This is a genomic window from Streptomyces sp. NPDC043427 (genome assembly GCF_056436655.1).
Map to the genome: position 1 here is coordinate 150,982 of NZ_JBWKCC010000009.1, position 26,782 is coordinate 177,763.

General features: G+C 71.6%; 22 protein-coding genes and 1 pseudogene. 16 read left to right on the plus strand and 7 right to left on the minus strand.

Features of this window, described 5'->3' with window-relative positions; genetic code table 11:
* Window positions 1–27 precede the first annotated feature (27 nt).
* Window positions 28–3,192, minus strand: coding sequence for an AfsR/SARP family transcriptional regulator (locus AC067M_RS17825; RefSeq protein ID WP_478697913.1), 3,165 nt, complete (start codon window positions 3,190–3,192; stop codon window positions 28–30).
* Window positions 3,193–3,498: 306 nt separating this feature from the next.
* On the opposite strand from AC067M_RS17825, the gene AC067M_RS17830 reads away from it, so the two are divergent.
* The 5 genes from AC067M_RS17830 to AC067M_RS17850 all read left to right on the plus strand — a co-directional run bounded on the left by AC067M_RS17830 (window position 3,499) and on the right by AC067M_RS17850 (window position 7,230).
* The gene (locus tag AC067M_RS17830) at window positions 3,499–3,897 is read left to right on the plus strand and encodes a hypothetical protein (protein WP_478697914.1); all 399 of its coding nucleotides are present in this window, start codon (window positions 3,499–3,501) and stop codon (window positions 3,895–3,897) included.
* A gap of 106 nt (window positions 3,898–4,003) precedes the next feature.
* Window positions 4,004–4,663 (plus strand): M15 family metallopeptidase, encoded by a 660-nt coding sequence (locus AC067M_RS17835; protein WP_478697915.1) that lies wholly within the window; start codon window positions 4,004–4,006, stop codon window positions 4,661–4,663.
* 271 nt (window positions 4,664–4,934) lie between these two features.
* Entirely contained in the window at window positions 4,935–5,465 is a 531-nt protein-coding gene (locus AC067M_RS17840; protein ID WP_478698012.1) for an RNA polymerase sigma factor, read from the plus strand.
* A 62-nt stretch (window positions 5,466–5,527) separates the two neighbouring features.
* Window positions 5,528–6,403, plus strand: coding sequence for a C40 family peptidase (locus AC067M_RS17845; RefSeq protein WP_478697916.1), 876 nt, complete (start codon window positions 5,528–5,530; stop codon window positions 6,401–6,403).
* A 53-nt stretch (window positions 6,404–6,456) separates the two neighbouring features.
* Window positions 6,457–7,230 (plus strand): M23 family metallopeptidase, encoded by a 774-nt coding sequence (locus AC067M_RS17850; RefSeq protein WP_478697917.1) that lies wholly within the window; start codon window positions 6,457–6,459, stop codon window positions 7,228–7,230.
* Window positions 7,231–7,295: 65 nt separating this feature from the next.
* Here the strand turns inward: AC067M_RS17850 and AC067M_RS17855 are convergent, their stop codons facing one another.
* Entirely contained in the window at window positions 7,296–7,679 is a 384-nt protein-coding gene (locus AC067M_RS17855) for a hypothetical protein (RefSeq protein WP_478697918.1), read from the minus strand.
* Window positions 7,680–7,886: 207 nt separating this feature from the next.
* Here AC067M_RS17855 and AC067M_RS17860 point away from each other — a divergent pair, with 207 nt between their 5' ends.
* From AC067M_RS17860 to AC067M_RS17875, 4 genes are all read left to right on the plus strand, one after another.
* Entirely contained in the window at window positions 7,887–9,095 is a 1,209-nt protein-coding gene (locus tag AC067M_RS17860) for a hypothetical protein (RefSeq protein WP_478697919.1), read from the plus strand.
* A 146-nt stretch (window positions 9,096–9,241) separates the two neighbouring features.
* Entirely contained in the window at window positions 9,242–10,801 is a 1,560-nt protein-coding gene (locus tag AC067M_RS17865) for a glycoside hydrolase family 97 catalytic domain-containing protein (protein WP_478697920.1), read from the plus strand.
* A gap of 101 nt (window positions 10,802–10,902) precedes the next feature.
* Window positions 10,903–11,649, plus strand: a complete 747-nt coding sequence (locus AC067M_RS17870; protein ID WP_478697921.1) for a thioesterase II family protein — start codon at window positions 10,903–10,905, stop codon at window positions 11,647–11,649.
* Window positions 11,650–11,807: 158 nt separating this feature from the next.
* On the plus strand, window positions 11,808–12,248 hold the full coding sequence (locus AC067M_RS17875; RefSeq protein WP_478697922.1) for an ATP-binding protein: 441 nt from the start codon (window positions 11,808–11,810) through the stop codon (window positions 12,246–12,248).
* A gap of 38 nt (window positions 12,249–12,286) precedes the next feature.
* On the opposite strand, the gene AC067M_RS17880 is transcribed toward AC067M_RS17875, so the two are convergent.
* Window positions 12,287–12,583, minus strand: a complete 297-nt coding sequence (locus tag AC067M_RS17880; protein WP_478697923.1) for an ANTAR domain-containing protein — start codon at window positions 12,581–12,583, stop codon at window positions 12,287–12,289.
* A gap of 284 nt (window positions 12,584–12,867) precedes the next feature.
* Here AC067M_RS17880 and AC067M_RS17885 point away from each other — a divergent pair, with 284 nt between their 5' ends.
* On the plus strand, window positions 12,868–13,824 hold the full coding sequence (locus AC067M_RS17885) for a helix-turn-helix transcriptional regulator (protein WP_478697924.1): 957 nt from the start codon (window positions 12,868–12,870) through the stop codon (window positions 13,822–13,824).
* Window positions 13,825–13,998: 174 nt separating this feature from the next.
* Here AC067M_RS17885 and AC067M_RS17890 read toward each other — a convergent pair whose 3' ends face one another.
* Genes AC067M_RS17890 through AC067M_RS17900 form a run of 3 tightly spaced genes read right to left on the minus strand, consistent with a single transcriptional unit; the run spans window position 13,999 to window position 16,945 of the window.
* The gene (locus AC067M_RS17890; RefSeq protein ID WP_478697925.1) at window positions 13,999–15,069 is read right to left on the minus strand and encodes a M14 family metallopeptidase; all 1,071 of its coding nucleotides are present in this window, start codon (window positions 15,067–15,069) and stop codon (window positions 13,999–14,001) included.
* A gap of 2 nt (window positions 15,070–15,071) precedes the next feature.
* On the minus strand, window positions 15,072–15,395 hold the full coding sequence (locus AC067M_RS17895; RefSeq protein ID WP_478697926.1) for a hypothetical protein: 324 nt from the start codon (window positions 15,393–15,395) through the stop codon (window positions 15,072–15,074).
* Entirely contained in the window at window positions 15,395–16,945 is a 1,551-nt protein-coding gene (locus AC067M_RS17900) for a S8 family serine peptidase (protein ID WP_478697927.1), read from the minus strand. Before AC067M_RS17900 ends, AC067M_RS17895 begins: the two co-directional genes overlap by 1 nt.
* 335 nt (window positions 16,946–17,280) lie before the next feature.
* On the opposite strand from AC067M_RS17900, the gene AC067M_RS17905 reads away from it, so the two are divergent.
* The 4 genes from AC067M_RS17905 (at window position 17,281) to AC067M_RS17920 (ending at window position 22,930) form a co-directional block, all read left to right on the plus strand.
* Complete coding sequence (locus AC067M_RS17905) at window positions 17,281–18,987, plus strand: NAD-dependent malic enzyme (RefSeq protein ID WP_478697928.1); 1,707 nt, start codon at window positions 17,281–17,283, stop codon at window positions 18,985–18,987.
* 123 nt (window positions 18,988–19,110) lie between these two features.
* Window positions 19,111–20,154: an AEC family transporter gene (locus AC067M_RS17910; protein WP_478697929.1), complete on the plus strand. Its 1,044-nt coding sequence runs from the start codon at window positions 19,111–19,113 to the stop codon at window positions 20,152–20,154.
* A 112-nt stretch (window positions 20,155–20,266) separates the two neighbouring features.
* A complete protein-coding gene (locus AC067M_RS17915; RefSeq protein WP_478697930.1) occupies window positions 20,267–21,982 on the plus strand; it encodes an FUSC family protein in 1,716 nt (571 codons plus the stop codon).
* A 63-nt stretch (window positions 21,983–22,045) separates the two neighbouring features.
* A complete protein-coding gene (locus AC067M_RS17920) occupies window positions 22,046–22,930 on the plus strand; it encodes a LysR family transcriptional regulator (protein ID WP_478697931.1) in 885 nt (294 codons plus the stop codon).
* Between the two features lie 135 nt (window positions 22,931–23,065).
* Here AC067M_RS17920 and AC067M_RS17925 read toward each other — a convergent pair whose 3' ends face one another.
* On the minus strand, window positions 23,066–23,338 hold the full coding sequence (locus AC067M_RS17925; protein ID WP_478698013.1) for a DUF6355 family natural product biosynthesis protein: 273 nt from the start codon (window positions 23,336–23,338) through the stop codon (window positions 23,066–23,068).
* 212 nt (window positions 23,339–23,550) lie between these two features.
* Between AC067M_RS17925 and AC067M_RS17930 the strand changes: the two genes are divergently transcribed.
* Both AC067M_RS17930 and efeU read left to right on the plus strand, forming a co-directional pair.
* Window positions 23,551–24,516 carry an alpha/beta fold hydrolase gene (locus AC067M_RS17930; RefSeq protein WP_478697932.1) on the plus strand — a complete coding sequence of 322 codons (966 nt, stop codon included), beginning with the start codon at window positions 23,551–23,553 and terminating at the stop codon, window positions 24,514–24,516.
* A gap of 75 nt (window positions 24,517–24,591) precedes the next feature.
* Window positions 24,592–26,487, plus strand: a pseudogene (gene efeU / locus AC067M_RS17935) (iron uptake transporter permease EfeU); the annotation flags it as partial.
* Window positions 26,488–26,782 lie beyond the last annotated feature (295 nt).

Below are 26,782 nucleotides of genomic sequence, written 5' to 3' on the forward strand. Positions count from 1 at the left end.
ACTCCCGGCCTTTGGGGTCCACGGGACCTACGGGGCCTCCAGTGCCTCGCGGCTGCCGAGTTCGCGGAAGATGTGCAGCGCCTCCTGACGTAGGTCTCGTCCTGTTGCCGCGTCGCCTCTGGCCAGCTGGGCGGAGCCCAGGTCTCGGAGGGTGCGGGCGCGCCACAGGGGCAGGTCCAGTTTTTCCCACAGGGCGAGGGCCTGTCGCAGGGTCTCGGTGGCGGGCTCCCAGGCGGACGCGGCGAGGTGCCATTCGCCGAGGGTGCGCAGGACGAGGGCCTCTCCGAACATGTCCTGGCGCTCGCGGGTGATCTCCAGGCACTGGTCCAGGCGTTGCCGGGCCTCGGTCATACGGCCCTGGCGGAACTCGACCTTGGCCAGGGACTGGTTCGCGTACATGATGCCGAAGGCGTCGCCCGTCTCCTCGAAGATGTCGAGGGACTGCCGCAGCAGCGCCTCCGCGCTCGGCAGGTCGCCCCGAGCTCGGTGGCACAGGCCCAGGGAGCGCAGGGCGAGAGCCTGGCCGTGCCGGTCGTGTGCGGTCACGTACAGCCGGTGTGAGCGGGTCAGCGCGTCCCACGCCTCCTCGTGGCGGCCCTGGTCCCGGTACACGCAGCCGATGCCGTACAGGACGTGCGCCATGGAGGCGGTGTCCTCCGGCTCCCGGTAGTGCTCCAGCGCCGAATTCAGCAGGGTCAGGGCTTCGGCGAAGCGGGCCTGTTCTCGGCGGGCCGCGCCCATGCCTGCCAGGGCGTCCGCGCGGCCGCGCCGTACGGCCTGCTCCTCGAACAGGCGCAGTGCAGCGGCGAAGAAGGCATGTCCCTCGTCGAAGCGGTCCTGTTCCAGGCGGAGTTGACCGAGCCCGTTGAGCAGCCAGGCCTCGCCCTCCACGTCACCGCCGCGGCGCACGGCTTCCAGGGCCACGTCGTGCGAGCGGGACCAGGCGTCGAACTGGTTGTAGAGCGCGGCGGAGGCTGCCATGAGGGCGGCGGCCAGTTCGCGGGCGGCGTCGAGCATCCCGTGTTCCGCGCAGTGTGTGACCGCGGCGAGCAGGCACCGCTGTTCGGCCGCGAACCACGCGGTCGGATCGTCGGCGGGCCCTTTCCCGTCGTACGCCGGTCGTGTCGGTTCGTCCGCCCGTCGCTTCGGCTCGTTCGTCGCGGCGGGCGAGAGGAGTCTCGACGCGCCGCCCGGGCCCCGGGCCGCCGCGCTGCGGGACATGGTCAGCCAGCGGTCCACCAGGCGCAGTACCGCCGCCTCCCTGTCCTGCCGGTCCTCGTCGGCGAGACAGCGTTCGCGGGCGTACTCGCGTGCGAGGTCGTGGATGCGGTAGCGCGTGCTGCCCGTCTCGTCGGTGCGCACGACCTCCACGAAGTGGCAGTCGACGAGTTGCTCGACCGCGTCCTCCGCGTCGTCGGCGGTCACGTCGAGGAGTGGTGCGGCGACCCACGCGGCGAAGTCGGGCAGGTCCATCAGTGCCAGGCGCCGCAGGGCGCGCTGCTCCTGGGCGTCGAGGTCGGCGTAGCCGAGCCCGAGGCTGGCGCGCACCTCCAGGTCGCCGGCCTGGAGTTCGTCCAGGCGGCGGCGTTCGTCGCGCAGCCGTGCCGCGAGCCGCGACGGTGTCCAGTGGGGGCGGGCGGCGAGGCGGGCGCCGGCGATGCGGACGGCGAGGGGCAGGCGTCCGCACAGCGCGACGATCTCGGAGGCCTGGCCGGGTTCCGTGGGGGGCCGTGCCGGACCGGCCACGCGGGCCAGCAGGTCGAGGGCCTCCGGCTCGGAGGGGACGCCCAGATCGAGGTGGCCGGCGCCTTCGAGTGCGACCAGTCGGCGGCGGCCGGTGATCAGCACGGCCGAGCCGCCGCCCGGCGGCAGCAGGGGGCGCAGCAGCGCTTCGTTGACGGCGTTGTCGAGGATGAGCAGCACTCTGCGCCGCGCGATGTGCGTGCGGTAGAGCCCGAGGAGGTCCTCCTCGTCGTGGGCCGGGGTGTCGGAGTCCACGCCGAGGGCGCGCAGCAGCCGGGCGAGGGCGTCCGCGGTGCGTACGGGTTCGCAGTCCGAGGCCCGCAGGTCGACGAAGAGCTGTCCGTCGGGGAAGAGTGCGGCGGTGCGGTGGCCCACGTGGACGGCCAGGGCGGTCTTGCCGGTGCCCGACCGGCCGGAGATCACGCCGATGGGCGGCGCGGTGCGCCGTGGGTCCCGCACCTGCTCGAGGAGGGCGGTCGCCCAGGCGATCTGCTCCTCGCGTCCGACGAAGTCGGCGACGTCGGGAGGGAGTTGGGTGGGCGCCGGGCGGTCCGTGTCGTCGTACGGCGGTTCGGGACGGCGCTGTCGCGGGTGTGGGAGCGCGGGGTTCTCGCTCCCCACGCGCGCGGGGGCAGGTCGCTGCGTGGGTGCGGGGCCTCCTGGCGTGGGTGTGGTCCCGCGGCGAGCCGGGGTTCCCCCCAGCACGGTCGTGTCCGCGCGGAGCAGGGCCTGGTGCAGGGTACGCAGTTCCTGGCCGGGGTCCAGGCCCAGCTCCGTACGCAGGAGGCGGCGGCCCTCCTCGTAGCAGCGCAGCGCGTCGGCCACCCGGCCGGTGCGGAACAGCGCGGTCATCAGCTGGCCGCGGGGGCGCTCTCGCAGGGGGTGGGCGGCGACGTGGGCGACGAGTTCGGCGACCAGGTCCGTCCTGCGGTCCAGGGCCAGTTCGGCGGCGAAGCGGTACTCCTGTGCCTCCAGGCGGAGTTCCGCCAGGCGCATGGCCTCGACACGGGCGAAGGACTGGCCGAGGCCTTCCAGGGCATCCTGTCCGCGCCAGAGCCGGGACGCCGCCTGCAGGGTCTCGACGGCTTCCTCGGCCCGCCCGTCGAGCGCCGCGCCGCGGCCGGCGGCGAACGCGTCCTCGAAGCGCCGCGCGTCCACGGCGGAGGAGGGCAGTTCCACGACGTACCCCGGGGAGCGGGTGCGGATGGCTTCGCCGCCCGCCGTGCCGGCCAGCGCGCGGCGCAGTCCGGAGACGTGCGTGGCGACGAGGGCCCGCGCGGTGGCGGGCGGCTCCTCCTCCCAGACGAGGTCGACCAGCCGCTCGGCGGACAGCACCTCACCGAGATGCACGACCAGGGCGGCGAGTATCGCCGTCGGTTTGGCACCGTTCAGCGGAATCCGAGTACCACCGCTCGACACTTCGACCGGCCCCAGAAGACGAACGTCCACCGTGTCCCCCGATTTCACGTTCTCGCAAGTCAGGGACAACATACCGGCGCCCACTGACAGGCATGCCTCTCACCGGTCCGCCCTTTTTTCACGGCGGACCGGTGTGGATGGCGCGTGGCCGGAATTCGATGGGTGTCCGGTGAGATTTCCTCTCCATCTGAGGGAACGATGTCCGAGCTCACCCCTTGGACGGAAGTGACCCGCTTGTCGTATGAGTGCCGGGAACGTCGTGCGGGTCGGACGCATACGACCGGCGTGCCGTGGCCGTCATCCGGGCGAATCGACGACCCTCGACCGGAGGACTCCATGAACGGAACACCCAGCAAGCGAACCACCCGACTGCGCCGCACGGCGGTCGCCGCGGCGGCGGCCTGCGGCGCCGCAGTGTCCCTGGTCGCGGCCGCGCCGGCCCCGCAGGCGGCGGCCACGACCACCGTCTACGTCTGGGCCAGCGGCGTCAACATGCGGGCGTGCGCCTCGTTCGAATGCCCGCCGTACAGCGGCGTGAAGGTCAGTCGGATGAACGTCACGGCGTACTGCCAGAACAAGGGCGACACCGTCAGGGACGGGAACTACGTCAACAATTACTGGGTCCAGGTGGACGCCGGTGGGCCGCGTGGCTGGATCAGTGCGGTATATGTCAGCGGTGGCGTCAACTGGGGTCCCATTCCCGGCGTTTCCGAGAACTTCGAGGACTGCTTCTGACGCGGTCCGCTCAAAGGCACACGTGTGCCCGCTCTGCAGGGGCGCTGCAGTTCGTCCTACAGACGATCTGCATCGTTCCTGCAGAGCACACCGCCACGCTGTGAGCGTGACGGAAATCATCCTGCTTTCGGATCACCGAATCGCCGCGACGCGCGTCGCCGAGTGCGGCGAACCCCTGGTCGACGCCCGGGAGAGCGCCGCGCTGCGGGTCGACGCGCGCAAGGCCGACGACGACGGTTCGTACGCGCACGTCCGGGCCGACGTCGTGCGCCGGCTCCTGCTCGCCCAGGCCGCGCTGCCCCGGGGGGTGCGCCTGCTGATGGTGGAGGGGTACCGGCCGCCCACCCTGCAACGCCGGTACTTCGACGAGTACGCGCACACACTGCGCGCGGCCCACCCCGGTGCCCCGGCGGACCGGATACGCGAGTTGGCCAGCGCCTACATCTCGCCTCCGGAGGTCGCCCCGCACGTCAGCGGCGGTGCGGTGGATCTGACGCTGTGCACCGAGGACGGGGGGGAACTCCCCCTCGGCACCGAGGTCAACGCCACGCCCGAGGAGAGCGAGGGCGGCTGCCGCACCGCCGCGGTCAACATCGACGCCGAGGCGCGCGCCAACCGGGCGGTGATGGGCCGGGCGATGACGGCCGCGGGCTTCGTCAACTATCCGACCGAGTGGTGGCACTGGTCGTACGGCGACCGGTACTGGGCGCTGCTGACCGAGGCGCGAGCGGCACGTTACGGCCCCGCCGCGCGGACACTCCCGTAGCCCGGCAGCCCCGTAGCCCGTAGCCCCGTAGCCCCGTAGCCCCGTAGCCCCGTAGCCCCGACGGCCGACTGCCCGGCCGTCAGGCCGCGGCACCACCACCACCACGACACCACATGTTGGACCGCACGCTGAGACACAGACCCGGGGGAACACCGTGGAGAACACCTGTATCTCGACGACGATGACCAAGTCGTCCAGCACGACCACACACACCGAGTTCGCGCGCACCGAGCCGTTCGCCTCCCGGTTCGACGGGGGCGCTGCCGACCACATGACCGCGGCCGAGTTCGACGAGGCGTTCACCGCGGTGATGCCGAGGTTGCGGCGTCGGCTGCTGGCCCTGACCGGCAACCCGCACGACGCCGACGACCTGCTGCAGGAGACGTACCTGAGACTCTCCCGCCGGGCCCGGGCCCGCACCCTGGCCCGTCAGCAGCAGCCCTACGCCTACACCTGCGCGGCGGCGCTGAACCTGCTGCGCGACCTGTGGCGGCACCCCGCGCGCCAGGAGCGCTGCACCGACCGACTGCCCGAACAGAGCTGGGACGGCGGATTCGCGAGCAGGGAGGCCGAGGCGGTGGCGACCGCGCTGCTGCGCGGGCTGTCCCCGAAGGAGGCCGCCGCCGTGATCCTGGTCGACCTCGAAGGTCTGACCCATGACATGGCGGGTGAGCGGCTCGGCGCCCATCGCGGCACCGTGCAGCGCAACCGCATGCGCGGACTCGCCAAGATGCGCGCCGCACTGGGCTCATACGAACCAGGCGTCGCTCCCGTCTCCTCCATGAAGACCGGCCGACCGTGACCGCCTCGGCCCGCTCACTCGCACATCCGCTCACCGCGCGCACCGAACCAGGGGGACCCCACATGCGCCGCACCCACCGCACTCTGGCGATGGCAGGAGGACTGCTGCTCGCCACCACGCTGAGCTGTACCGGTACGGCGATGGCCGTCGCGTCGCCCCTCTCCTCGAAGACGGCGGCCGCCGCCGACTGTCGTCCCCTGGCGGGCGCGCCCGCCCCGGCGCAGGCGATCGTCAACGCCGCGTGCTCGCAGATCGGGGTGCCGTACTCGTGGGGCGGCGGCTCCATCCACGGGCCGACGTACGGTCAGGACTACCCCGGCGGTGGCCCCGGCGCCCACGACAGCCAGGTGAAGGGCTTCGACTGCTCGCATCTGGTGCAGTACGCGGCCTGGCAGGGAGCGGGGATCGCGCTGCCCGAGGGGTCCTGGAACCAGGCCCAGTGGAGCGACGCGACGGCCCGGTTCTCGCGCGATCAGGGGATCGCCCCTCTCCAGCCGGGCGATCTGCTGCTGTGGGCGTCGAACCCGAACAACCTCAACAGCGTTCACCACATCGCCATCTACCTCGGCGACGGCAAGATGGTCGAGGCCCGGGAGTCCGGGACGCTCGTGATGGTCAGCGACGTGCGGCTGAACGCCCAATACGCGGGCGCGCTGCGCATCGCGGGCAACGAGCAGCCGCCGGCCGGCACGAAGCGGTTCATGACCTGGGGCACGGATGTGAGCCTGCGCCCGGAGCCCGGCACGCAGAAGCCGCCGGTGGCCCGGCTGCCCGGCCCCACGGCGGTGGACGTGCTGTGCCAGACGCACGGCGAGATGGTCCACGCCGAGGGCTACAGCAACGACGCCTGGTCCTACCTGCCGAAGTACAAGGCCTGGATCTCGAACATCTACATCGACGACCCGGCGGCCTGGCTGCCCGGCGTCGCCCCCTGCTGATCCGCGGTTACCGACTCCCGCTTCCCCCCTTCCTGTACGGAGGAGACCTCGCCATGCGCGTGTTCAACCGGACCAAGTCCATCGGCCTGCTCGTCGCCACGGTCGCCGCGACCGGGCTGATCCCCCTCGCGGCCGGCACGGCCGACGCCGCTCCGCCCGCCAAGCCCGCCGACTACGCCGGATCCTGCCCGGCCGCCGGAACGGTGACCCAGTGGTGGCACTCGGGCCACGACGGCGTCGACATCGCCAACAACCGTGGCACGCCGATCTACTCCACCGGTCCGGGCACCGTCATCGTCTCCGGTACCGCCAGCGGTTACGGCCAGTGGATCCGCATCAAGCACGACGACGGCACGGTCACCGAGTACGGCCACATGTATGAGCGTCTCGTCTCCGTGAACCAGCGGGTGAGCAGCGGTCAGCTGATCGCGCGCATGGGCTCGGAGGGTGACTCCTCCGGCAACCACCTGCACTTCGAGGCGCACAGTTCCACGTCCAGCACCCGGGGCATGGACCCCGTTCCCTACCTGGCGGCACGCGGCGTGAGCCTGCCGTGCACTCCGGGCAGTGGAACGCCCGGGACCAACTTCACCACCTGGGGCACGTCGGTCCGGGTCCGCGCAGACGCCCGGCTGAACGCGGCGGTCGTGCGCACGCTGAGCGGGCCGACGCCGGTCTTCGTGGAGTGCCAGAAGCACGGGGACCTGGTCAACGCCGAGGGCTACAGCAACGACGCGTGGGCGTACATCCCTGGGCTCGGCGGTTACATCAGCAACATCTACATCGACCACCCGGCCGCCTGGCTGCCGGGAGTGCGTGAGTGCTGACCGGCGGCTGAACACCGGTACCGCAGTGGCCCCTGGGATTCCAGGGGCCACTCGTGCGGTGCGGATCAGCACACGTCGACGGAGTCGGAGGGGTCCTTGCCGACGTTGACGTTGCCGCCCCAGGCCCAGACGTTCCGGTACGTCTTGGAGAAGTCGACGCCGTCGAAGACGGTGCCGTAGTACCAGACGTCCGTGGTGTAACCGCCGGCCGTGACGGGTTGACCGTGCACGTAGCAGACGCCGTCCATGTAGTAACGGTCCTTTATGGAGCCGGTGTTGAGGATCGGCACGTTCTGGGTGTCGGGCGCCGAGCGGACGTTGCTGTGGGTCTGCAGCGAGACGTAGAACCCCGAGGTGCCGGCCTGGGCGGTGCCGGTCGAGGCGAACAGGGACAGCGCGGCGCCTGCGGCGAGGCCCGCGGCGGCGAGACGGGTGCGGCGAGGGGACATGGGTGCTCCTTGGAGGTGTCCGGAAACCGGCGGGGCCGGATGTGGGTGGGGGCGAGGGCCCCGCCCTACGGACGGGTGCCGTGGACCCGTCGTATGAGAGTTTCGGCGCATGTGGTCTCCTCGGCCCGGTTCTCATACGGCGCGGGTCGTGGCGCCGTCCAGGCGGTGGTGCGAGCGACGCACCTCGACCTGGACACGAGGATGACGATGACGACCACACGCAGCGATTCCGGATGGGCCCTGGCACGGCCGGCCCGTCGTCGCGCGGCCGGGGCAGGCCTGTTGGCCGCCGCCCTCGCCGCGCTCCTGTGCACCACGGTCACGACCGCCACCGCCGCACCGGGCCCGTCCCCGTCGCCGCCCGCGTCGGCGCGGGCCGATGTGCCGGCCGGGGTGACGGCGGGTGTCGCGGTCTTCGACCGGCAGACCGGCACGTTCACCGAGCAGGTGAACACGGCCGGGCAGTTCCGGTCGGCGTCCGTGGTCAAACTGCTGATCGCCCTGGATGTGCTGTGGAACCGCAGCCCCGACGCGCTGACGGCCACCGACCGGTCCCGGATCGACACCATGCTGCGCGGCAGCGACGACGCGGCCGCGAGCACGTTCTGGGCGGACAACGGCCAGGGCGTGATCGTCGACCGGATGGTCGCGCGCCTCGGCCTGACGGACACCGCCCGGCCGCCGTCGACCCACCCCGGCTACTGGGGCTACACGGCTCTGTCGGCCCGCGACACCGTGAAGATCTACCGCTACCTGCTGGACTCCGCTCCCGCACCGGTCCGCGACTACGTCCTCGGCAACCTGCGCCAGTCCACCCGCTGCGCCACCGACGGCTACGACCAGCACTTCGGCATCGCCGGCTCCTTCGACCGCCCGTGGGCCGTCAAGCAGGGCTGGTCGGGCTTCAGTTCGGGCGGTTGTACGGCGAGCGCGGCGACGGCGACGGCCGAGGGGGCACCCCAGCCGGGGGCCCGGGCGGGCGCGGCGGTTGACGCCGTGGACCTGTCGCGTCCGGCGCTGCACACGACGGGGGTGGTGGGCGCGGGCGACCGTTCCATCGTCGCCGTCTTCACCCTGCACCCGAGCGGAACCTCCTACGGCAAGGCCTACTCGGACGTGGGGCGGCTAACCCGCTCGCTGAACGTCCCCGGCGCCTCGCGCCCGGCCGGCACCTGGATCGGCACCTGGGGCAGCGGGGTCCGCGTCCGTACCCAGGCGACGACGACGTCCACCGCGGTCACCACGCTGCCCGCCGGCGTCGAGGTCCTGGTCCGTTGCCAGAAGCGCGGCCAGCAGGTCAGCGTGCCGCCGTACGTCAACGACTGGTGGGCCTACCTGCCCCAGTACGGCGGCTACATGAGCAACATCTATCTCAGCGTGCCGGAGAACCAGGTTCCGGGTGTGCCGGTCTGCTGACGCGCGACGGACGGTGGCGCCGGGCTCTCACGGCGTGTGCCGGCACACCGTCCCGCTGGTGAGACGGCCCACCGGCAAGAAGATCTGGACCGACCACTGCACGTTCACCGACGGCCGCTTCCCGGACCGCATCGCGCCGACCGGCTTTGACGGCCGACCTGGACGCGGCGGCCGCCGCCGAGGCCCCGGGCGGGTTCAGCGCGGACACCGGCTGGGACCCGGCCGAGGTCTACGCGTACCGCGCCCTGCGATCGGCGGCCGCGGTGTGGTGGTACGTCCCGCACCACTCCGGGGCCGCGCGCCGACGAGGTGACGGCGCACGGCCCCGGGGACGGCATCGGTCGGCGTCCATCCCGTCCACCGGGACCTCGTCGACCGACACCGGCCCGCTGACCGACCTCCCCCTGACCGCCACGTACGCGGACGGCGGGCTCATCGCCTGCGTCTGCGAGTCGGCCCGCGTCAACTATCCCCGTCTGATGCTGAGTTCCGTGCCGGGAGAGCCCAACACCCTTGCCGCGTACCTGATGCGGCACACTGCCCGCGGCTCCGGACCGGTCCAGGCCACCTCCACCGCCACCACACCGTTCACCACGCCGTGGCGGGCGGTGGTGATCGGCTCCACCCATGCCGAGCTGGCCGACAACGCCGACCTCGTGCTCAACCTGGCCCCGCCCGGCGCCCTCACCGACACCTCGTGGATCAGACCGGGCAAGGCCTTCCGCTGCAACCTGACCACCGCGGACGGACTGGCCGGCGTGGACTTCGCCGTCGCCCGGGGGCTGCAGTACATCGAGTACGACGCCGGGTGGTACGGCCCGGAGAACAGCACGACCGACGCGACACGGCCGATCTCCGCGATCGACCTGTCGACGGTCCTCTCCTATGCGGCCGGCAAGGGCGTCGGTGTCCTTCTCTACGTCAACCGCATCGCGCTGAGCGACCCGAACTCCCTGTTCGCCCTCTACCGGAGCTGGGGCGTGGCGGGCGTCAAACTGGGCTTCATCAACGACGGCACCCAGGCGATGACGAACAGCATCACCGACTGGGTCAGGACCGCCGCCGCGCACAGGCTGCTGATCGACATGCACGACGACGTACGGCCGTTCGGCTACGAGCGCACCTACCCCAACTGGATCAGCCTGGAGGGCGTGCGGGGCAACGAACGCTTCCCCACCGCCACCCACAACGTCACCCTGCCCTTCGCCCGCAACATCGGCGGTCCGATGGACTACACGATCTGCTACGGCCAGTCCCGCGACCAGACGACCAACGCCCACCAGATGGCGATGGCGGCCGTCTACTACCAGCCGCTGTCCTTCCTGTACTGGTACGACGCACCGTCGAAGTACTCCACGCCGTCCAAGTGGCCCGGGCTGCCCTGGTTCGACGCGATCCCCACCGTCTGGGACGAGAGCAGGACCCTGGCGGGGTCGATCGGGGAGTACGTCGCCGTGGCCCGGCGCAGCGGCACCACCTGGTATCTGGGCGCGATGACCGACGAGACGGCCCGCACCCTGTCGCTTCCGCTGTCCTTCCTCGGCTCCGGCACCTACACCGCGACGGTCTACGCCGACGGGACGCCCGGCACCAGCCCTTACCAGACGCCCGTCGTCGTGAGCACGCGCACCGTCTCCTCGGCGACCACGCTGAGCGTGGCGATGGCGGCCGCGGGCGGTCAGGCCGTCGTACTGCGGCCGAGCTGAGGTCTGTGCGCGGGGCCCGCCGCCGATGCCCGCGGGCCACGGGCTCGCCGCGGTTAGCATGAGGCAGGCGAGTCGGCTGATCGCAGGGGGAGCTCAGAGTGATGGCAGTGCCGCCCGACATGTTGGTCCTGCACCATGCCGGCGGGTCCGCGGTCCCCTACAGAGGTCTGGCGAAGGCGCTCGGAAGCCGGTTCAGGACCCGTGTCGTCGAGCTTCCCGGACGCGGCGCGACCATGGGGGCGAAGCCCTGCAGGAGCGCCCGGGAAGCCGTCGCGTTCTGCCTCGACGTCATCGGCTCCGAGGGCATCGAGCCGGCGGGCGTGTTCGGTCACAGTATGGGGGCGGTCATCGCCTTCGAACTCGCCGCCGAGCTGGAGCGGCGCGGCACGCCCGCCAGGTGGCTGGGTCTGTCCGCGAGCCGCCCGCCCGGCCATCCGCGTCCCTCGCGGGTCCGGCGTGACCTCTGGGACGACGCACGCCTGGTCGCCTTCCTGCGGGAGCTGGGCGGCACGCCGAAGGAGCTTCTCGAGGATCCGGGAATCGTTGCGTACCTGCTCGGCGTGCTGCGCCCCGACCTGGCCATCGTCGACACGTACATGCCCAGCGTCGACGCCCCGCTCGGTACGTACACCGAGGTGTTTCACGGCGCGGACGACCCCGTTGTGGAAGGCCTCGAGGACCACCACTGGCAACCGTGCTTCCGGAACAAGGTGCGCAGGCACACCTGGCCCGACGGGCACTTCTACCTCTTCGGCCGGGAGGAGGAAGTCGCCCAGGCGATATCCGCGTCGTTCGACCGGGCGGTGGAGTGGAACATCCGCGAGCGGAGCCGCCAGCACGTTTCGTGAACCGATTCACGAAGGTGTCACGCACCGTAGTGCTTCCGTCATGGCCGGGTCGGCGCGCGGATGGCTGTTCTTCGTGCCGACGGGGAGAAATTGGGCATGCCTTTGCTCGGATCGGGAAGCCGGTACGGGCCAGTTCCTCGGAAGGAAAGAAGAGCCACATGTCCGCCGAACGCGACCCCACCGATCGGGAAGCCGGCCTACTGAACACTCTGAGCGTTGAGCAGACCTGGCATTTCGGCGGCGCGCTCAGTGACGTGGCACAGGCCAGGGACGACGCAGCCGTCTTCCTCCAGAGCCTGGAACGCATGCAGACGCCCCACGCTCCGGACGCGCCCGACGACGTATTGCTGGTGGTCACCGAGCTGGCGTCCAACGCGTTCACCTTCGCGCCCGGACCGTTCACGCTACGGCTACGAGCCGTGGCCGACACCGTGCAGGTCGCCCTCGAGGACACCAACCCGACGGTGCCTGAGCCGCGCCGGTTCGACCTCGACGGACGGGGCGGCATCGGTTGGCATCTGATCAACGCTCTGGCCGAGGAGACCATCACCACGCCCGGCCCCCGGGGCAAGACCGTGAACGTCTTCGTGCGCTGGTAGGTCCCCCGACCCCCTGGTGTCCCTCCAGGGGAGGGGGCTCATTCCGCCTTCGCGCGCCGCAGGGCGGCGGTGAGGGCGCCGTGAATCTCGTCCGGCAGCCAGCCGCAGTGGGTGCCCTGCACCACGTACTCGGCGACCTCCCGCAGCTTGGTGTTGGTGTGCTGGGAGATCTCCTTGAGGACGTCCCAGCCCTGTTCCGGCCGCAGCCGCCCGATGGCGATCACGACACCGATCGCCTGATCCACGACGGCGTGCGAGGCGAGGGCCTGGCGCAGCTGGCCGACCTCCTCCTGCAGGGCACTGATCCTCTCGACGAGGTCTTCCTGCCCGGCCATGGTCAACTGCCTTACCCCTCTGTCCCAAGATCCACAAACGGCGCGCATGGCGGACCCCCGGCGGTGCCGCCTGCTCCCAGCCTCCGGGCCACGGAGCGCCGTCGCCACACCTCGAACGAACAACCCCGCCTACGCCTGTCCGCAAAACGAATGTCCGCCCCGACCCCGGGTAGACGAGCCGGGCGGAACCCTCCGCAGTCGCCTCTCGGGGCATCGCGGCAGCGAGGTGCGACGCATGGACCGGAAACCCAGTGATGCCGCGTGATCCACCGAACGGGGCCGTCATGGACACACTGCGCTTCGACAGCGACAACCTGGAACAGACCGAGGAATTCCTCAGCCAGGCCTACGCCAAAATGAGCATCGGCAGCGACAGACCGGGCGCCACCAGAGCGAGAGTCGTCCGTACCAGCATGCCGTCGGTGAGCGTGGACGAGCTCGACCTGAACTTCGAGATGAGCTACTCGGTCACTCCCCTGGGCAAGATCTGCCTGTGTCTCGTCCATGACGGCACCATCCGGGACCACACCTACAGCGGGGTCGAGGACGCCTTCGGTCCCGGCGACGTCGTGTCCTTCGTCCCACCGGACCGGCCGTACTCGGGGCGGATCTGCAACGCCCGGTACAACATCACCATGCTGGACACCGACCTGCTCTCCCAGGTCGCCGCCACCGCCCCCGAGCGCTCCGCCGAGCCGGTCCGCCTGACCGGACACCGGCCCCACTCCCCGGCCGCGGCGCGACAACTCAGGCACTCCATCGCCTATGTGCGCGACCACGTCCTGGCGGATCCCGACGTCGCGGGCCTGCCCCTGATCGCCTCGACCGCGGCCCAGCACCTGGCGGCGAGCGTCCTGGCCGCCTTTCCCAACACCGCGCTCGACGAGCCCAGCGCGACCGACCGCAACGACGCGCATCCCGTGACGCTGCGCCTCGCGCTCGCCTACATCGAGGACCACGCCGACGAGCCCGTCACCGTCGCCGACATCGCCGCGGCCGCCCATGTGACCGTGCGCGGACTGCAGTACGCCTTCCGACGGCATCTGGACACCACGCCCCTCGCCCACCTGCGCAAGGTGCGCCTGTCCCACGCCCACCAGGACCTGCTCGTGGCCGATCCCCTCAGCACCACCGTCACCGACATCGCCGCCCGTTGGGGGTTCTTCCACCCCGGCCGCTTCGCCGCCGCCTACCGGAGCGCGTACGGCAGGCCGCCGCACGAGACCCTCGGCGCCGGGTGACCCGGGGGCACCGATCCGCGAGGGCCTCTCCGGCGAATCATGCCGGCCCTACCCGACGGCGAGCGGCGATGACGGAATGGTCTCCGGGCCGACGATCCCGGCGTCCAGGAGCTCACGCAGAAACAGGAGACGGGGGCACTGACAATCACCGCCCCCGTCTCGTCCAGGGCCGCTTCACGTGTGCGGGGCGTCGAGCGCGAGCGCCAGCAGTCCCGCCGAGACCTCCCGGATGACGTCTTCCGCCTCGCCGAACGGCGGCTGGAAGCTCGTGCCGCACTCGATCGTGTAGCCGAACACCTTCGTGTCGGCCGGATCGGTGAAGTGCCGGCTGTACGCGTAGTCGTCGCTCGCTCCGGAGGTGGGGTACAGGCCGAACGCCGGCTCGGCGCCGTAGTCGACTCCGCGCACCGCGCGCACCGCGTCGCTCATCCGCTCGGCCAGCCCCACCGCGATCTTCAGGTCCTGCTCGGGGATGAACTCGCCGATACCGTCGTCCTTGCGTCCCCGCACCCCGTCGAGGGCGGGGTTGCGGAAGTTGTCGGACGGGGTGGTGGTCTGGTTCTGGTCCGATCCCCAGCTGTGCAGGATGACCGGGACCGCGCTGTGCACGTCGACCATCCACCGGATGCGCGGGTGTTGGTCGAGCGCCCACACCACGTTGCGTGTCTCGGGCTCCGACGCGGCGGCCGGGCCGCAGTACATCTGCTCGTCGCACGGGTCGAGCGACGTGTGGACGTCGGCGTCCGGTGCGAACTTCGTGGTGAACTCCCAGAGGAAGTCGAAGTTGCGGTTCAGGTCCACGCCCACGCAGGAGGGGCCGGTGTGCCCGGCGGGCGCCGGGCGGCGGTTCTTGCGCCACATGGGGGACGCCGTCTGGCTGAAGGCCCGGCCGTCGGGGTTGACGCAGGGGTAGAAGAACAGGTTGACGTTTTCCACCACTTGAGCGACCTGGGCCGCCGTGAACGACGCCGAGCCGTAGCCGAGGCCGGTGCCCAGGTCGTGTGCCTCCAGCAGGTCCGCCGCCAGCGAGATCAGCGCGTCGGGCGGCACCCACTCCCGGGCATGCACCCCGCCCAGCAGCAGGATCCCGTCCGCCTCGTCGGCCGCGCGGGTGCCGACCCGCAGCAGCCGCGCCGTGCGGCCCTCGTGGGTGGGGTGGGGCGGAGTGAGGATCTCCGTCACCTCGGGGTGGGCGGCTTGCAGGCTGGTGATCGCCGATTCGATCTCGGCCACGTTGAGATACATGGTCACTCCTTACGGCCGAGACCGTGCGGGACGGCGCCCCGGGCGGCGAACCGGTCACCGCCGCCGACCTCTTCCCTGCGGGCGCGCCAGTTCTCCGTGATGTCCTCGACGTCGGTGATGTCCACGCCTGACGCCGCTCTGGCCCCTCGGGCCCGGTCGAGCTGGTCCTGGGGGAAGTACAGGTCCAGCTCGACCCCGCCCGCCCGGCTGCCGCGCGCGACGGCGCGGCAGCCGAGGTCGGGCCCGGTCTCCGCGATGAACGCGCGCAGGGCGTCGGCGTCCTCGGCGACGACACGGCAGCGGTAGACCGCCGGTTGCTCGGTCATCACAGCGACCCGTCGGCGAGCGCCACGGCGTTGGCCGCGTTCACCCGGCCGAAGCCGTAGTCGTCGTTGTGGCCGTCGGCGTCGTAGACGACACCGGGTCCGCCGATCTGGTCGGCCGACTTGTGCATGATCTCGCGCAGTTGGTCACGCGTCAGGCCGGGGTTGACCGACAGGGCCAGCGCCGCGCATCCGGCCGCGCAGGGCGCCGCGAAGCTGGTGCCGGTGCTCTTGCCGTAGCCGCCGCCGGAGGTGGTGCTCAGGACGTCGACGCCGGGGGCGATGAGTTCGACCTCGGGGCCCCGTGCCGCGTTGTGCTCCAGATCCCGGTTGTCCGACCGCACCACGGCGATGACATCGGGATGGGAGACCACCTCGTCCATCAGGATGTCGACGTTCCTGCCGTTGCTGGCCGCCCAGAAGATCGGCAGCCCCTTCCCCTGGCGGCCTCGCGTCGCGGCGAACTCGAGGGCGAGGTCCAGCGTGGCGGTCAGATCCCACTCCGCGCCGTTCGGGCCCAGGCTGCTGACGAGAATGTCCGCTCCGTTCCCGGGGTCGCCGTCACGAAATTCCGTCGACGGGTCGGCCGCGTAGGCCACCGCGCGGGCCAGCGTCGTCTGGGTGCCGACCTGGTCCGGCAGGCACGCCACCAGCATCAGCTCGCTCTCGGGGGCCGCTCCGACCCCGCCCTTTCCGTTGCCCTGCCGGGCTCCGGCCATGCCCGCGCAGAACGTGCCGTGGTCGCTGTCGGGCATCCCCGCGGTCTCCTGGGTGAAGGTCGTGCCCACCACTCCGTCGCTGTAGAAGCCCGACAGCGGGCCCACGCCGGCGGCGAGGTCCTCGTGCCGTGTGTCGAAGCCGTTGTCGATGAGGGCGACCCGGATGCCCCTGCCGAAGGTGCGGTCCCACGCCGGTTCGATGTGGACGTCGGCGCCGGGAGTGCCGCCGTCGGCACCGGTGTTGTGCCACTGCCACTGCTCGTCGAAGCGGGGGTCGGCGGGGGTGAACCGCGGGGGGACGTGTTCGACGAACGACGGTTCGGCGAAAACGAACCGGGCGTTGTCGTGCAGTTCGACGGAGGCGGCGAGGGCGTCCTGTGCGGCCCGGGTCCGTACCTCGTACAGGTTGTCCGCGAACGTGAGCCTGTTGATGATCTCCAGACCGGCCGCATCGAGCTCCCGCTCGGCCTCCTCCTCCGTGAGGCTCGGCTGCAGTTGAACGCTCAACGCGTCGGTCGCGATGCCGATCCGGCCGCTGGGACGCCGGATGACCTTGCCGGTGGCCTCCGCTCCGGAGACCTCCCCGCCGGCGGCGAACGCCTCGCGGGTCTGCGGGTTGGGTTTGACGAAGACCCACCGCGCGCGTGCGAACGCCTCGGTGGTCTCGTCGTCGACTCCGGCCTCGCGGATCTCGCTTCGCGCGCTCGTGCCCAGTTCCGCCTCCGCCTCGGTCAGGCCCGCCGCCCGAGTGTCCTCGTCCATCCTGACCGCGACGACATCGTCGAGTTCTTCGGCCTCAACGAGGTTGCCACGCTGGTAGTACTGACGTGCCATCGCACTCGCCTCTTCTCATGGCGTGGGTGCTCCGGCCGGTGACATCACGGCTCCGGAGCCCGCAGCTCGAGGAACAAAACCCCCTTTTGTCCAGTCTGCTCGCGCCCCCATCCCCCGGCAACTCCAGGCCAAACGGGCCGACGGACGGCTGCGGCGTTCCTCACAGCGGCCCGCCCGGGCGACCGTCGCCTCACCGGAAACCTGCACGTCAGATGCCCGAATGCCTAGAAGTCATGAATCACGTGAATACCAGGCATTGGACGCATGCATCCGCGATCTCGGAGGCTGGTGGATGTCCCCAGTCCCCGTCCCCAACGTTCAGGAGGAGCAGTCATATGGGCACCGAGTGGAACGCCGTCGACGGTCGCATCCGGACCACCGCGCGCGGGCACACCGTGCTGAACAACCCGCGCCTGAACCGGGGCACCGCCTTCACCCCGCAGGAACGACAGGACCTGGATCTGGTCGGCCTGGTGCCGCCGCAGGTGCTGACGCAGGAGCAACAGGCCGCCCGCGCCTACAAGCAGTTCCGTTCCCAGCCGAACGACCTCGCCAAGAACGTCTATCTGACGGCTCTGCGCGACCGCAACGAGGTGCTCTTCCACCGGCTGCTCGGCGACCATCTCGCGGAGATGCTGCCGATCGTCTACACGCCCACCGTCGGCACCGCGATCGAGCGCTACAGCTACGAGTACCGGCGCCCGCGCGGTGTGTACCTCTCGGTCGACGCCCCCGAGGACATCGGGCCCGCCCTGCGCGCGTCCGGGCTGGGCGCCGACGACGTGGACCTGATCGTCGCCACGGACGGCGAGGCGATCCTCGGTATCGGCGACTGGGGTGTGGGCGGTATCGACATCGCGGTGGGCAAGCTCGCCGTGTACACCGCCGCCGCTGGCGTCGACCCGGCCCGCACCCTGGCGGTGATGCTGGACGTCGGCACCAATCGGCAGGAGCTGCTGGACGACCCGCTCTACCTGGGCAACCGGCATCCGCGCGTGGACCGGGAGACCTACGACGCGTTCGTCGACGCGTACGTCACCGCCGCCACGCGGCAGTTCCCGGGCGCCCTGCTTCACTGGGAGGACTTCGGCCCGTCCAACGCCCGCCGCATCCTGGACCGGTACCGCGAGAAGGTGTTCACCTTCAACGACGACATCCAGGGCACGGGCGCGGTCAACCTGGCCGCCGTGCTCTCCGGCGTGCGCGCCGGCGGGATCCCGCTGCGCGAGCACCGTGTCGTCATGTTCGGCGCGGGCACCGCGGGCATCGGCATCGCCGAACAGCTCCGGGACGCGATGGTCGCCGACGGGCTGACGCGTCAGGAGGCCACCGCCCGCGTCTGGGCCGTCGACCGGCACGGCCTGCTCACCGAGGACCAGGAGGACCTCCGCGACTTCCAGACGTACTTCGCCCGTCGCACCGCCGAGGTCGCCGACTGGCGGCGCGACGACTCTCTCGGCGGCATCCCGCTGGCCGAGGTCGTCGACCGGGTGCGCCCGACCGTGCTGATCGGCGCCTCCGGGCAGGGCGGGGCCTTCACCGAGGACGTCGTCCGCACCATGGCCGCGCACACCGAGCGCCCGATCATCCTGCCGCTGTCCAACCCCACGCGGCTGGCCGAGGCCGTCCCCGCCGACCTGCTCGCCTGGACCGACGGCCGGGCCCTGATCGCCACCGGCAGCCCCTTCGACCCGGTGGAGGTCGACGGAGTCACCCACCACATCGGGCAGGCCAACAACGCCCTCGTCTTCCCCGGCCTGGGGCTGGGCGCCGTCGTCGCCCGGGCCGCGCACATCACCGACGGCATGCTCGTCGCCGCGGCCCGTGCCGTCGCCGAACAGACCGACCCCGCCTCGCCGGGCGCGCCCGTGCTGCCCCTGATCGACCGGCTGCGCGACACCTCCGCCGCGGTCGCCGTCGCGGTGGCCCGCGCCGCCGCCGAGGAAGGCGTCGCCCGGGAGCCCGTCGACGACGACACGGTCGAGGAGCGGGTCCGCGCGGCGATGTGGCAGCCGGAGTACCGACCGATCGAGGCCGTCTGAACGAACCCCCCTCACCTCTTCATCCGCACGACTCAACGACCGTAGCGCTGCGGCGCTCTGACGGACCGTCTTCTGGGCCCACGGTCGGTCGAGCCACCCCCACTTCGAAGGATTGACGCAGCCATGTCTTTCGCCGACATCTTCACCGTCGTGGTGCCGGTCTTCCTCATCATCGCGGTCGGCTACGGCACCGGCCGCCGCGCGCTCTTCGACGCCGGCGGAGCACACGCCCTGCGCGAGCTGACGATGCAACTCGCGCTTCCTGCCGCCCTGTTGCTGAGCATCTGGCAGACCCCGCGGGACGTGCTGGTCGATCAGCTGCCCCTGGTGGGCCTGCTGGCGTTCGGACTGCTCGGGGTGTACGCCGTCCTGTTCGGCGTCCTGCGCCTGGCCGCGCGCCGTTCGCTGCGGCGGGCGGCCCTGTTCGCGCTGGCGTGCGTGCAACCGCAGTACGCCTTCATGGGCACGTCCATCCTGGGCGGCCTGTTCGGCGCCGCGGAGGCCGCGGTGCCGATCGCGGTCGCGGGCATCCTCGTGAACGTCGTCCTCGACCCGATCGTGCTGATCCTGCTCGGCCTGCCGGAACGCCAGGAGTCCCGTCCGGCCGCCGCCGCGCTACGACAGCCCGCCCTGGCGACCGTCGGCGGGGGCGCGGACGCCCCCGCGGTGGTCACCGAAGCTGCGGGCGCGCCCGCGGAGCAGCGGCCGTCCGTGCTGAGCACCGTCGGACACGCGCTGCGCGAGCCGTTCTGCTGGGGGCCGGTCCTGGGTCTGATCCTGTCCGTCGCCGGGGTGGGCCTGCCGAAGGTCGCCGACGCCTCGCTGACCCTGCTGTCCGGTGCCTCCTCGGCCGCAGCCCTGCTGTACGTCGGCGTCTCGGTGGCCCGCATCGGCCGCCCGAAGCTGACACCGGCGGTGTGGGCGGTCTCCCTCACCAGCGTCGTCGTCCTGCCGCTGCTCGTCTACGGCGTCGGCCTGGCCGTGGCCTCCGCGGCGGACGCCGCCCAGGCCGCGCTGATCGTCGCCTTCCCCGTCTCCCCCGTCCCGCTGATGTTCGCCGCCCGCCAGGGCGACCCCGAGGACGTGGGGACGATAGGCTCCGCCGTCGTCGTGAGCCTGCTCCTCTCCTTCGTCACCCTCCCCCTCCTCATCGGCCTGGTCGGCTGAGCCCGGCCTGGCCAAGGAGGCCCCGCCCGTTGGAGGATCCGCCCAACAAGCGCCGGCAAGCGAGTGAGCCCCGGAGGCGAACCGAGCCACAAGAAAGAAAGGACGTGACCGCATGACACCGGCAGACGCGCGAGCGGACCGTCCCTCCCGCATCCCCCGCCTGCCCTGGCGCCGGCTCCCGCTCGCCGCGGCGGCGCGGGGCGCGTTCGCCCTCGCGCTGCCGTTGCTCGTGGGGCAGCTCACGGGGTGGGTGGTGCCGTCCGTGATCGCGGCGATCGGCGCCCTGTGGGGCGTGAGCCAGGACGGCTCCGACCCCTACCGGGTGCGGGTACGGAGGCTGGGCGTGACCGGCGTCTCCAGTGCGCTCGGTCTGCTCGCCGGTGAACTCGTCCTGCGCAGCGGGCAGTCGGTGGCGGTGGCGGCCTGCCTGGTCGTGGCCGCGCTGGTCGCGGGGACGGTGGGTCTGCGCGGTCGGATCGCGTCCGTCGGGGGCATGCACCTGCTGTTGGGTGTCACGATCGGCAGCGGCATCCCGGTCCCGGGGCCGTGGTGGCTGCCGCCGCTCGAACTGCTCGCCGGGGTCGCCCTCGTCCTCGTGCTGTCCGCGGCCCCGTGGCTTTGGCGCCGGCACCATGTGGAGCGGGCCGCCGTGCTCGCCGTGTACCGCAGCGCGGCCGAGGCCCTGACCGCGGTCGGCTCCGAGGGTGCCGAGGAGGCCCGGCGGCGGATGACGCTGGCCCTCAACCACGCCCACGAGGTGATGGTCGGCCACCTCGCTGCACCGGCCCGGCAGCGACGGCAGCCGGAGGTCAGCGAGCTGGTGCGGGCGTTCCACTGCGCCGTACGGCTGGGCGAGGCCGTGACGGCACTGGTGTGGGAGGCGCGTCCCCTGCCGCCCGCGGTGACCGGCGTACCGCTGCACCTGGCGGAGCGTCTGCTGCCGGAGCGGGACGCGGCACCCGCCCCGCCCCTGCCTGCGGTGCCCTCCGCCGACGCCGACTCGCCGGGCGGGCGGGCCCTGGCCGAGCTGTGCGCGGCCGTCGACGCCGAGCCGGAGGTCGACGGCCTCACCCTGCGCCTGCCCGCGCGCACCTGGCCCGGCCGAGCGGCGCGGCTGCGCTACACCGTCCTGTTGACGGGCTGTGTGCTCGCCGCCCACCTGCTCGCCGAGGCGCTGCACGGGCCCCGCGGCTACTGGCTCCCCATGACGGTCGCCTTCGTCTACAAGCCCGACTTCGGCCCGGTGTTCACCCGGGCCCTGCACCGCTGCGTCGGCACGGTCGTCGGAGTGGCCGCCATCGGGGCGGTGTCGCTGCTGGCGACCGGCACGTACACCGTCGTCGCCGTGGTGGCGGTCTTCGGCGCCCTGATGGCCGTCGGTGTGCGCCACCACTACGCGCTCGCCACGCTGGGCCTGACCGCGGTCGTGTTCGTGCTCCTCGACCTGCTCGGCGACGACCGGCCGCTGCACGGCACGCGCATCCTCGACACCGCCCTCGCCTCGGCGTTGGTGCTGGTCGCGCACTTCGCGGTGTGGCCCGACTCCGCGGCGAGCCGCGCCGAGGCCCAGACGGAGGCCGCCGTGGACGCGGCCCGCCGCTACCGCGAGCTCGCCCCGGAGGCCGGCCCGATCCGGCGGCAGTCGCTGCGCCGGGACGCGTACCACCAACTCGCGGAGGCCCGCCGCACCGTCGCCCACGCCCGCGACGAACCCGCCCGCCCCGGCAGGTCGCTGCCCGACTGGGAGGGCGCGATCACGGCGGCGGAGCGGTTGTGCGACCAGGTGACGGCGCAGGCCGTGGCGGGAGCGGCGGCCGGGCGGCCGTAGCGGCGGAACCCATGTCGCTGCCTCCTGGATCCTCACCGATCCATACAGGGGGAGAATGGCCGCATGGATCTCCAGGTACTGCGCTCCTTCCAGGCCGTGGCCGAGGGAACCACGGTGACCGACGCGGCGGCGGACGCCCGTATCACTCAGCCCGCCCTGTCGCGGGCACTGAACCGGCTCGAGGAGGAGGTCGGCGCGGAACTCTTCCAGCGCGTCGGCCGCGTCCTGCGTCTGACCCCGGCCGGGCGGGTGTTCAAGGAGTACGTGGACACCGTGCTCGACAGTTACGACCGGGGGCGGCGGGCCGTGGCCGAGGTGGTCGATCCCGACGCGGGCGTGGTGTCGCTGGCGTTTCTGCACACGCTGGGCACCTGGCTGGTGCCGAGGCTCGTGACGGACTTCCGGCGGACGTACCCACAGGCCCGGTTCGAGTTGCTCCAGGACGGTGAGATCGGGTTGGTCCGGCATCTCCTCGACGCCACCGCTGACTTGATCATCACCAGCAGCGAGCCGGATGACCCACTGATCACCTGGCGGCGACTACTGGTGGAGCCGCTGTGGCTCGCCGTCCCGGCCCGGCACCGGCTGGGCAGGCGTCGGCGGGTGCGCCTCGCGGAGGTGGCCGAGGAGCGGTTCATCCTGCTCAAGCCCGGATACGGGCTGCGCAGCATCACCGAGGGGCTGTGCCGCGAGGCCGGTTTCACCCCGCTCGTCGGCTTCGAAGGCGAGGAGGTGGAGACCCTGCGGGGGCTGGTGGCCGCCGGTCTGGGCGTTTCCCTGGTCCCGTCGTCCCCGGACACCGCGGCGACCTCCGACTTCCCGATCCGCTATCTGGAGATCACCGATGTGCGCGGTGCCCGGGACATCGGTATCGCCTGGCTGAGCTCCCGCGCCCTGCCGCCGATCGCCCAGCGCTTCCTGGACCAGGCCCTGGAGTCGGCCGCCTAGGGTCTTTCGTTTGGATCAGGCCGGATCACCCCGCGAGCCCGGCATGATCCAAACGAGAGGCCCTGGCCCGCACCCTGACCCGCGGGAGGCCCCGGACGACGTGACGCGTCCGGGGCCTGCCGTCGGGAGGACCGGTCAGCAGGTGCGGCCCACGTAGTGGGCACCCTGGATCTTGGCGGCCGAGCCCAGCCAGGTCTGGCCGGGCGCCACACAGCGTTCGTAGTCGGATCCCCAGGCGACCTCGACCTTGATGACGACCCGTGAGCCGTCGGAGGTGCAGTGGTTGTAGAAGGCGTCGGAACTGGTCTCGTAGAAGCCGCAGGGGTCGGCCGCCGCGGGGCTCGCGGTGGCCGTCATCGCGGCCAGTGAGCCGAGCACGAGAGCGGCGGAACCGAGGGCGCTGATCACCGTACGACGTACACGCAAGGGAAGACTCCTAGGCAGCTGGTGGGTTGCAGGTCCGCCTCCACAATCGCGGCTCCGGCGACCTGACTTGCTCGGCTGCCGGGTCGTTCACCCGGGGAATCGATTTGTCGCTACGCCGACCGATTGATTCTGCGCCGATCGCCCACCGCATCACTCACTGAGGGTCAGAAGCGGGCGTGTATACGCTGATGCACATGGTTGAACACCGGATGATTGATGTGAACGGAGTCCGGCTACACATCGCGGAGGAGGGCGAGGGGCCCCTCGTCGTCCTGCTGCACGGCTTTCCCGAATCCTGGCACTCCTGGCGGCACCAGTTCGGCCCGCTGGCCGAAGCGGGCTTCCGGGTGGTCGCTCCCGACCAGCGTGGTTACGGACGCAGCGCGCACCCCGACGACGTGGCGGCGTACAGCATCCTCCACCTCGTCGGTGACGTCGTCGGGCTGATCCAGGCGCTGGGCGAGGAGAAGGCGTACGTCGTCGGACACGACTGGGGCGCTCCGGTCGCCTGGCACACCGCGCTGCTCCGGCCGGACGTGGTGCTCGGGGTGGCCGGCCTGAGCGTGCCGCCGCCCTTCCGGGGGACGGAGCCCCCACTGACCGTCATGGACCGGATGTTCGACGGCCGCTTCTACTGGAACTACTTCGACCGGCCGGGGGTGGCGGACGCCGAGTTCGCCGAGGACACGCGCCTCACCCTGCGGAAGTTCTTCTACTCGGCCTCCGGTGACGCTCCCGACGCCGGCCAGGGCAAGCAGCCGCTGATCGAACCGGGGCAGGGCTGGCTCGTGAACATGCCCGACCCGGAGGTTCTGCCGGCGTGGCTCACCGAGGACGACCTCGACGCACTCACCGAGAGCTTCGCCGAGGGGTTCACGGGTGCGCTCAACTGGTACCGCAACATCGATCGCAACTGGGAACTCACCGCCCCCTGGCACGGCGCCGTCGTCGGACCGCCCGCCCTGTACGTCTACGGCGACCTCGACCCCGTCCCGGCCTTCCCCGGTACGCCCGAACTCATCGCCGACCTCCCCGACCTGATGCCCGACCTGCGCCGCAAGCCGCTCAGGCTGGAGGGGTGCGGGCACTGGACGCAGCAGGAACGGCCCGACGAGGTGAACGCGGCTCTCCTCGACTTCCTCACCGAGCTGAGGGGCTGAGGGGCCGAAGGGCGCGCCCGCTTTCCGGCTTCTCACCCGACTCTTAACGCCACACCGACCCGCCCTTGATCGCGGATGGTTAGGTTTGCCTGCACTAACCCGCCATGGCCGGGGCTGGACCGTGCCGTGTGTGTCGAGAGGAGTTCCCCGGTGTGGGACAACGCGCTCCCGAGCTTCCTGATCGGACTGCGTGAGGGGCTGGAGGCCGGACTGGTCGTCTCGGTTCTGGTGGCCACTCTGGTCAGGTCCGGGCACCGTTCGCGGCTGCCGCACGTGTGGACCGGGGTGCTCGCCGCGGTGGGCGTGTCGATGGGGTTCGGCGCGGTGCTGACGTTCACCGCGGCCGGGCTGTCCGGCCAGGCGCAGGAGGCGTTCGGCGGTGCGCTCAGCGTGGTCGCGGTCGCCTTCGTCACCGCGATGGTGTTCTGGATGCGGCGGTCGGCGCGGAGTTTCTCCGGTGCATTGAAGGAGAAGGTCACGGCCGCCCTGGACCTGGGGGCGGGTGTCCTGATCGTGACCTCGTTCCTCGCCGTCGGCCGCGAGGGGCTGGAGACCGCGCTGTTCCTCTGGACGACGGGACAGTCGGCCGGGGAGTCCACCGGTCCGCTGGTCGGCGCCGGGGTGGGACTGCTGCTGGCCGTCGTCGTGTGCTGGGGGCTGTACCGGCGGGTGCTGCACCTCGACCTGACCCGGTTCTTCGCCCTCACCGGCGTCGCGCTCGTCGTGATCGCGGCCGGTGTGCTCGGGTACGGGGTGCGCGACCTCCAGGAGGGCGGTATCTTGCCGGGCGCCACGGCGTACGCCTTCGACCTGTCGTCGCGCGTGGACCCCGGCTCCTGGTACGCAACGCTGCTCAGCGGAACGCTCAACGTGACGCCGCAGATGACGTGGCTTCAGCTGGGGGCGCACGGGGGCTATCTCGTGGTGGTGATGGGACTGTTCGTGCGCGGGGTGCGTGGGACCGGAAGGTCAGCCGCGCCGGTGCGGGCGGCCACGGTCGAATCTGCTCCAGCCTCGACCGTCCGGCGACGTGTGCCCCGGTGGGTCGTGCCGGTGGCCGCGCTGGCCGCGCCCGCCCTGCTCGCGGGGGTGCTGGTGGCGGTGGGTGAATCGAAGCCCGCCGCCGCGGCCACCATCGCCGTGTCCACGGCGGACTGCGGCAAGGGGTTCACCGCTCCGCGACCGGGACACCGGTCCTTCGAGGTGCGCAACGCGGGCCGGAGCACGGTCGAGGCGTACCTGATCGATCCGACCTCCGCGGCCGTCTACGGGGAGGTCGAGGGCATCGCACCGGGCACCACACGCAGCCTGATCGCCACGATCGGCAGCGGGAGTTACGCCTGGCGCTGCGTACCGACCGGCGGCAGGGCCGTCACCTCCGCCGCGGTGCGCGTCACGGGCGGCGGTGCGCGCACGGCCGTACTGCCGGTGGCGGAGAAGGATCTCGCCGCGCCCCTCGCCTCCTACCGCGCCTACGTCGAGAAGGGCCTGTCCGGTCTGCTGACCAGGACACGGACCCTCCAGCACGACATCGAGGCCGGCCGGCTCGACCGGGCCCGCACGGACTGGCTGCCCGCACACGAGGCGTACGCCGAACTGGGCGCCGCCTACGGCACGTTCAAAGACTTCGACGCGAAGATCAACGGGACGACGGCGGGGCTTCCTCTCGGGGTGAAGGACGCCGGCTTCACAGGTTTCCATCGCGTCGAGTACGGGTTGTGGCACGGCGAGTCGGCCACCTCCCTCACCGGGCCCGCCCGGCGGCTCACCTCCGATGTCGCCGCCCTGCGCAAGGACTTTCCCCACGAGGACTTCGACCCGGGCGACCTGCCCCTGCGCACCCACGAGATTTTGGAGGGCACCCTGCAGCAGGAGTTGACCGGCGCGACCGACTACGGCAGCGGCACCACCCTGGCGACCGCCGAGGCCAACATCAAGGGCACCCGGGTCCTGCTCGGTGTGCTGCGCCCGCTGATCGAACGGCGTGATGCCGGGCTCCTCACGGACGTGGACCGGTGGATGTCGCGTACGGAGCATCTGGTGCTCGCCGCCCGCCATGGCGACGGAGTTGGACGCCGGCCGACCGTCTCCCCGCCACCTCCCGCCAACAGCTCGACGGCGCCATGGGGCAACTGTTGGAGGAACTCGCTCCGATCCCCGACCTGTTGGAGATCCGCCGGGCGGCGTGAGGGCCGTACCCGAGGGTCGGGCCGAAGGCCCGTGCGCTGCAGTACTCCGCCCCACCACCACCCCATGAGGAGAGGAC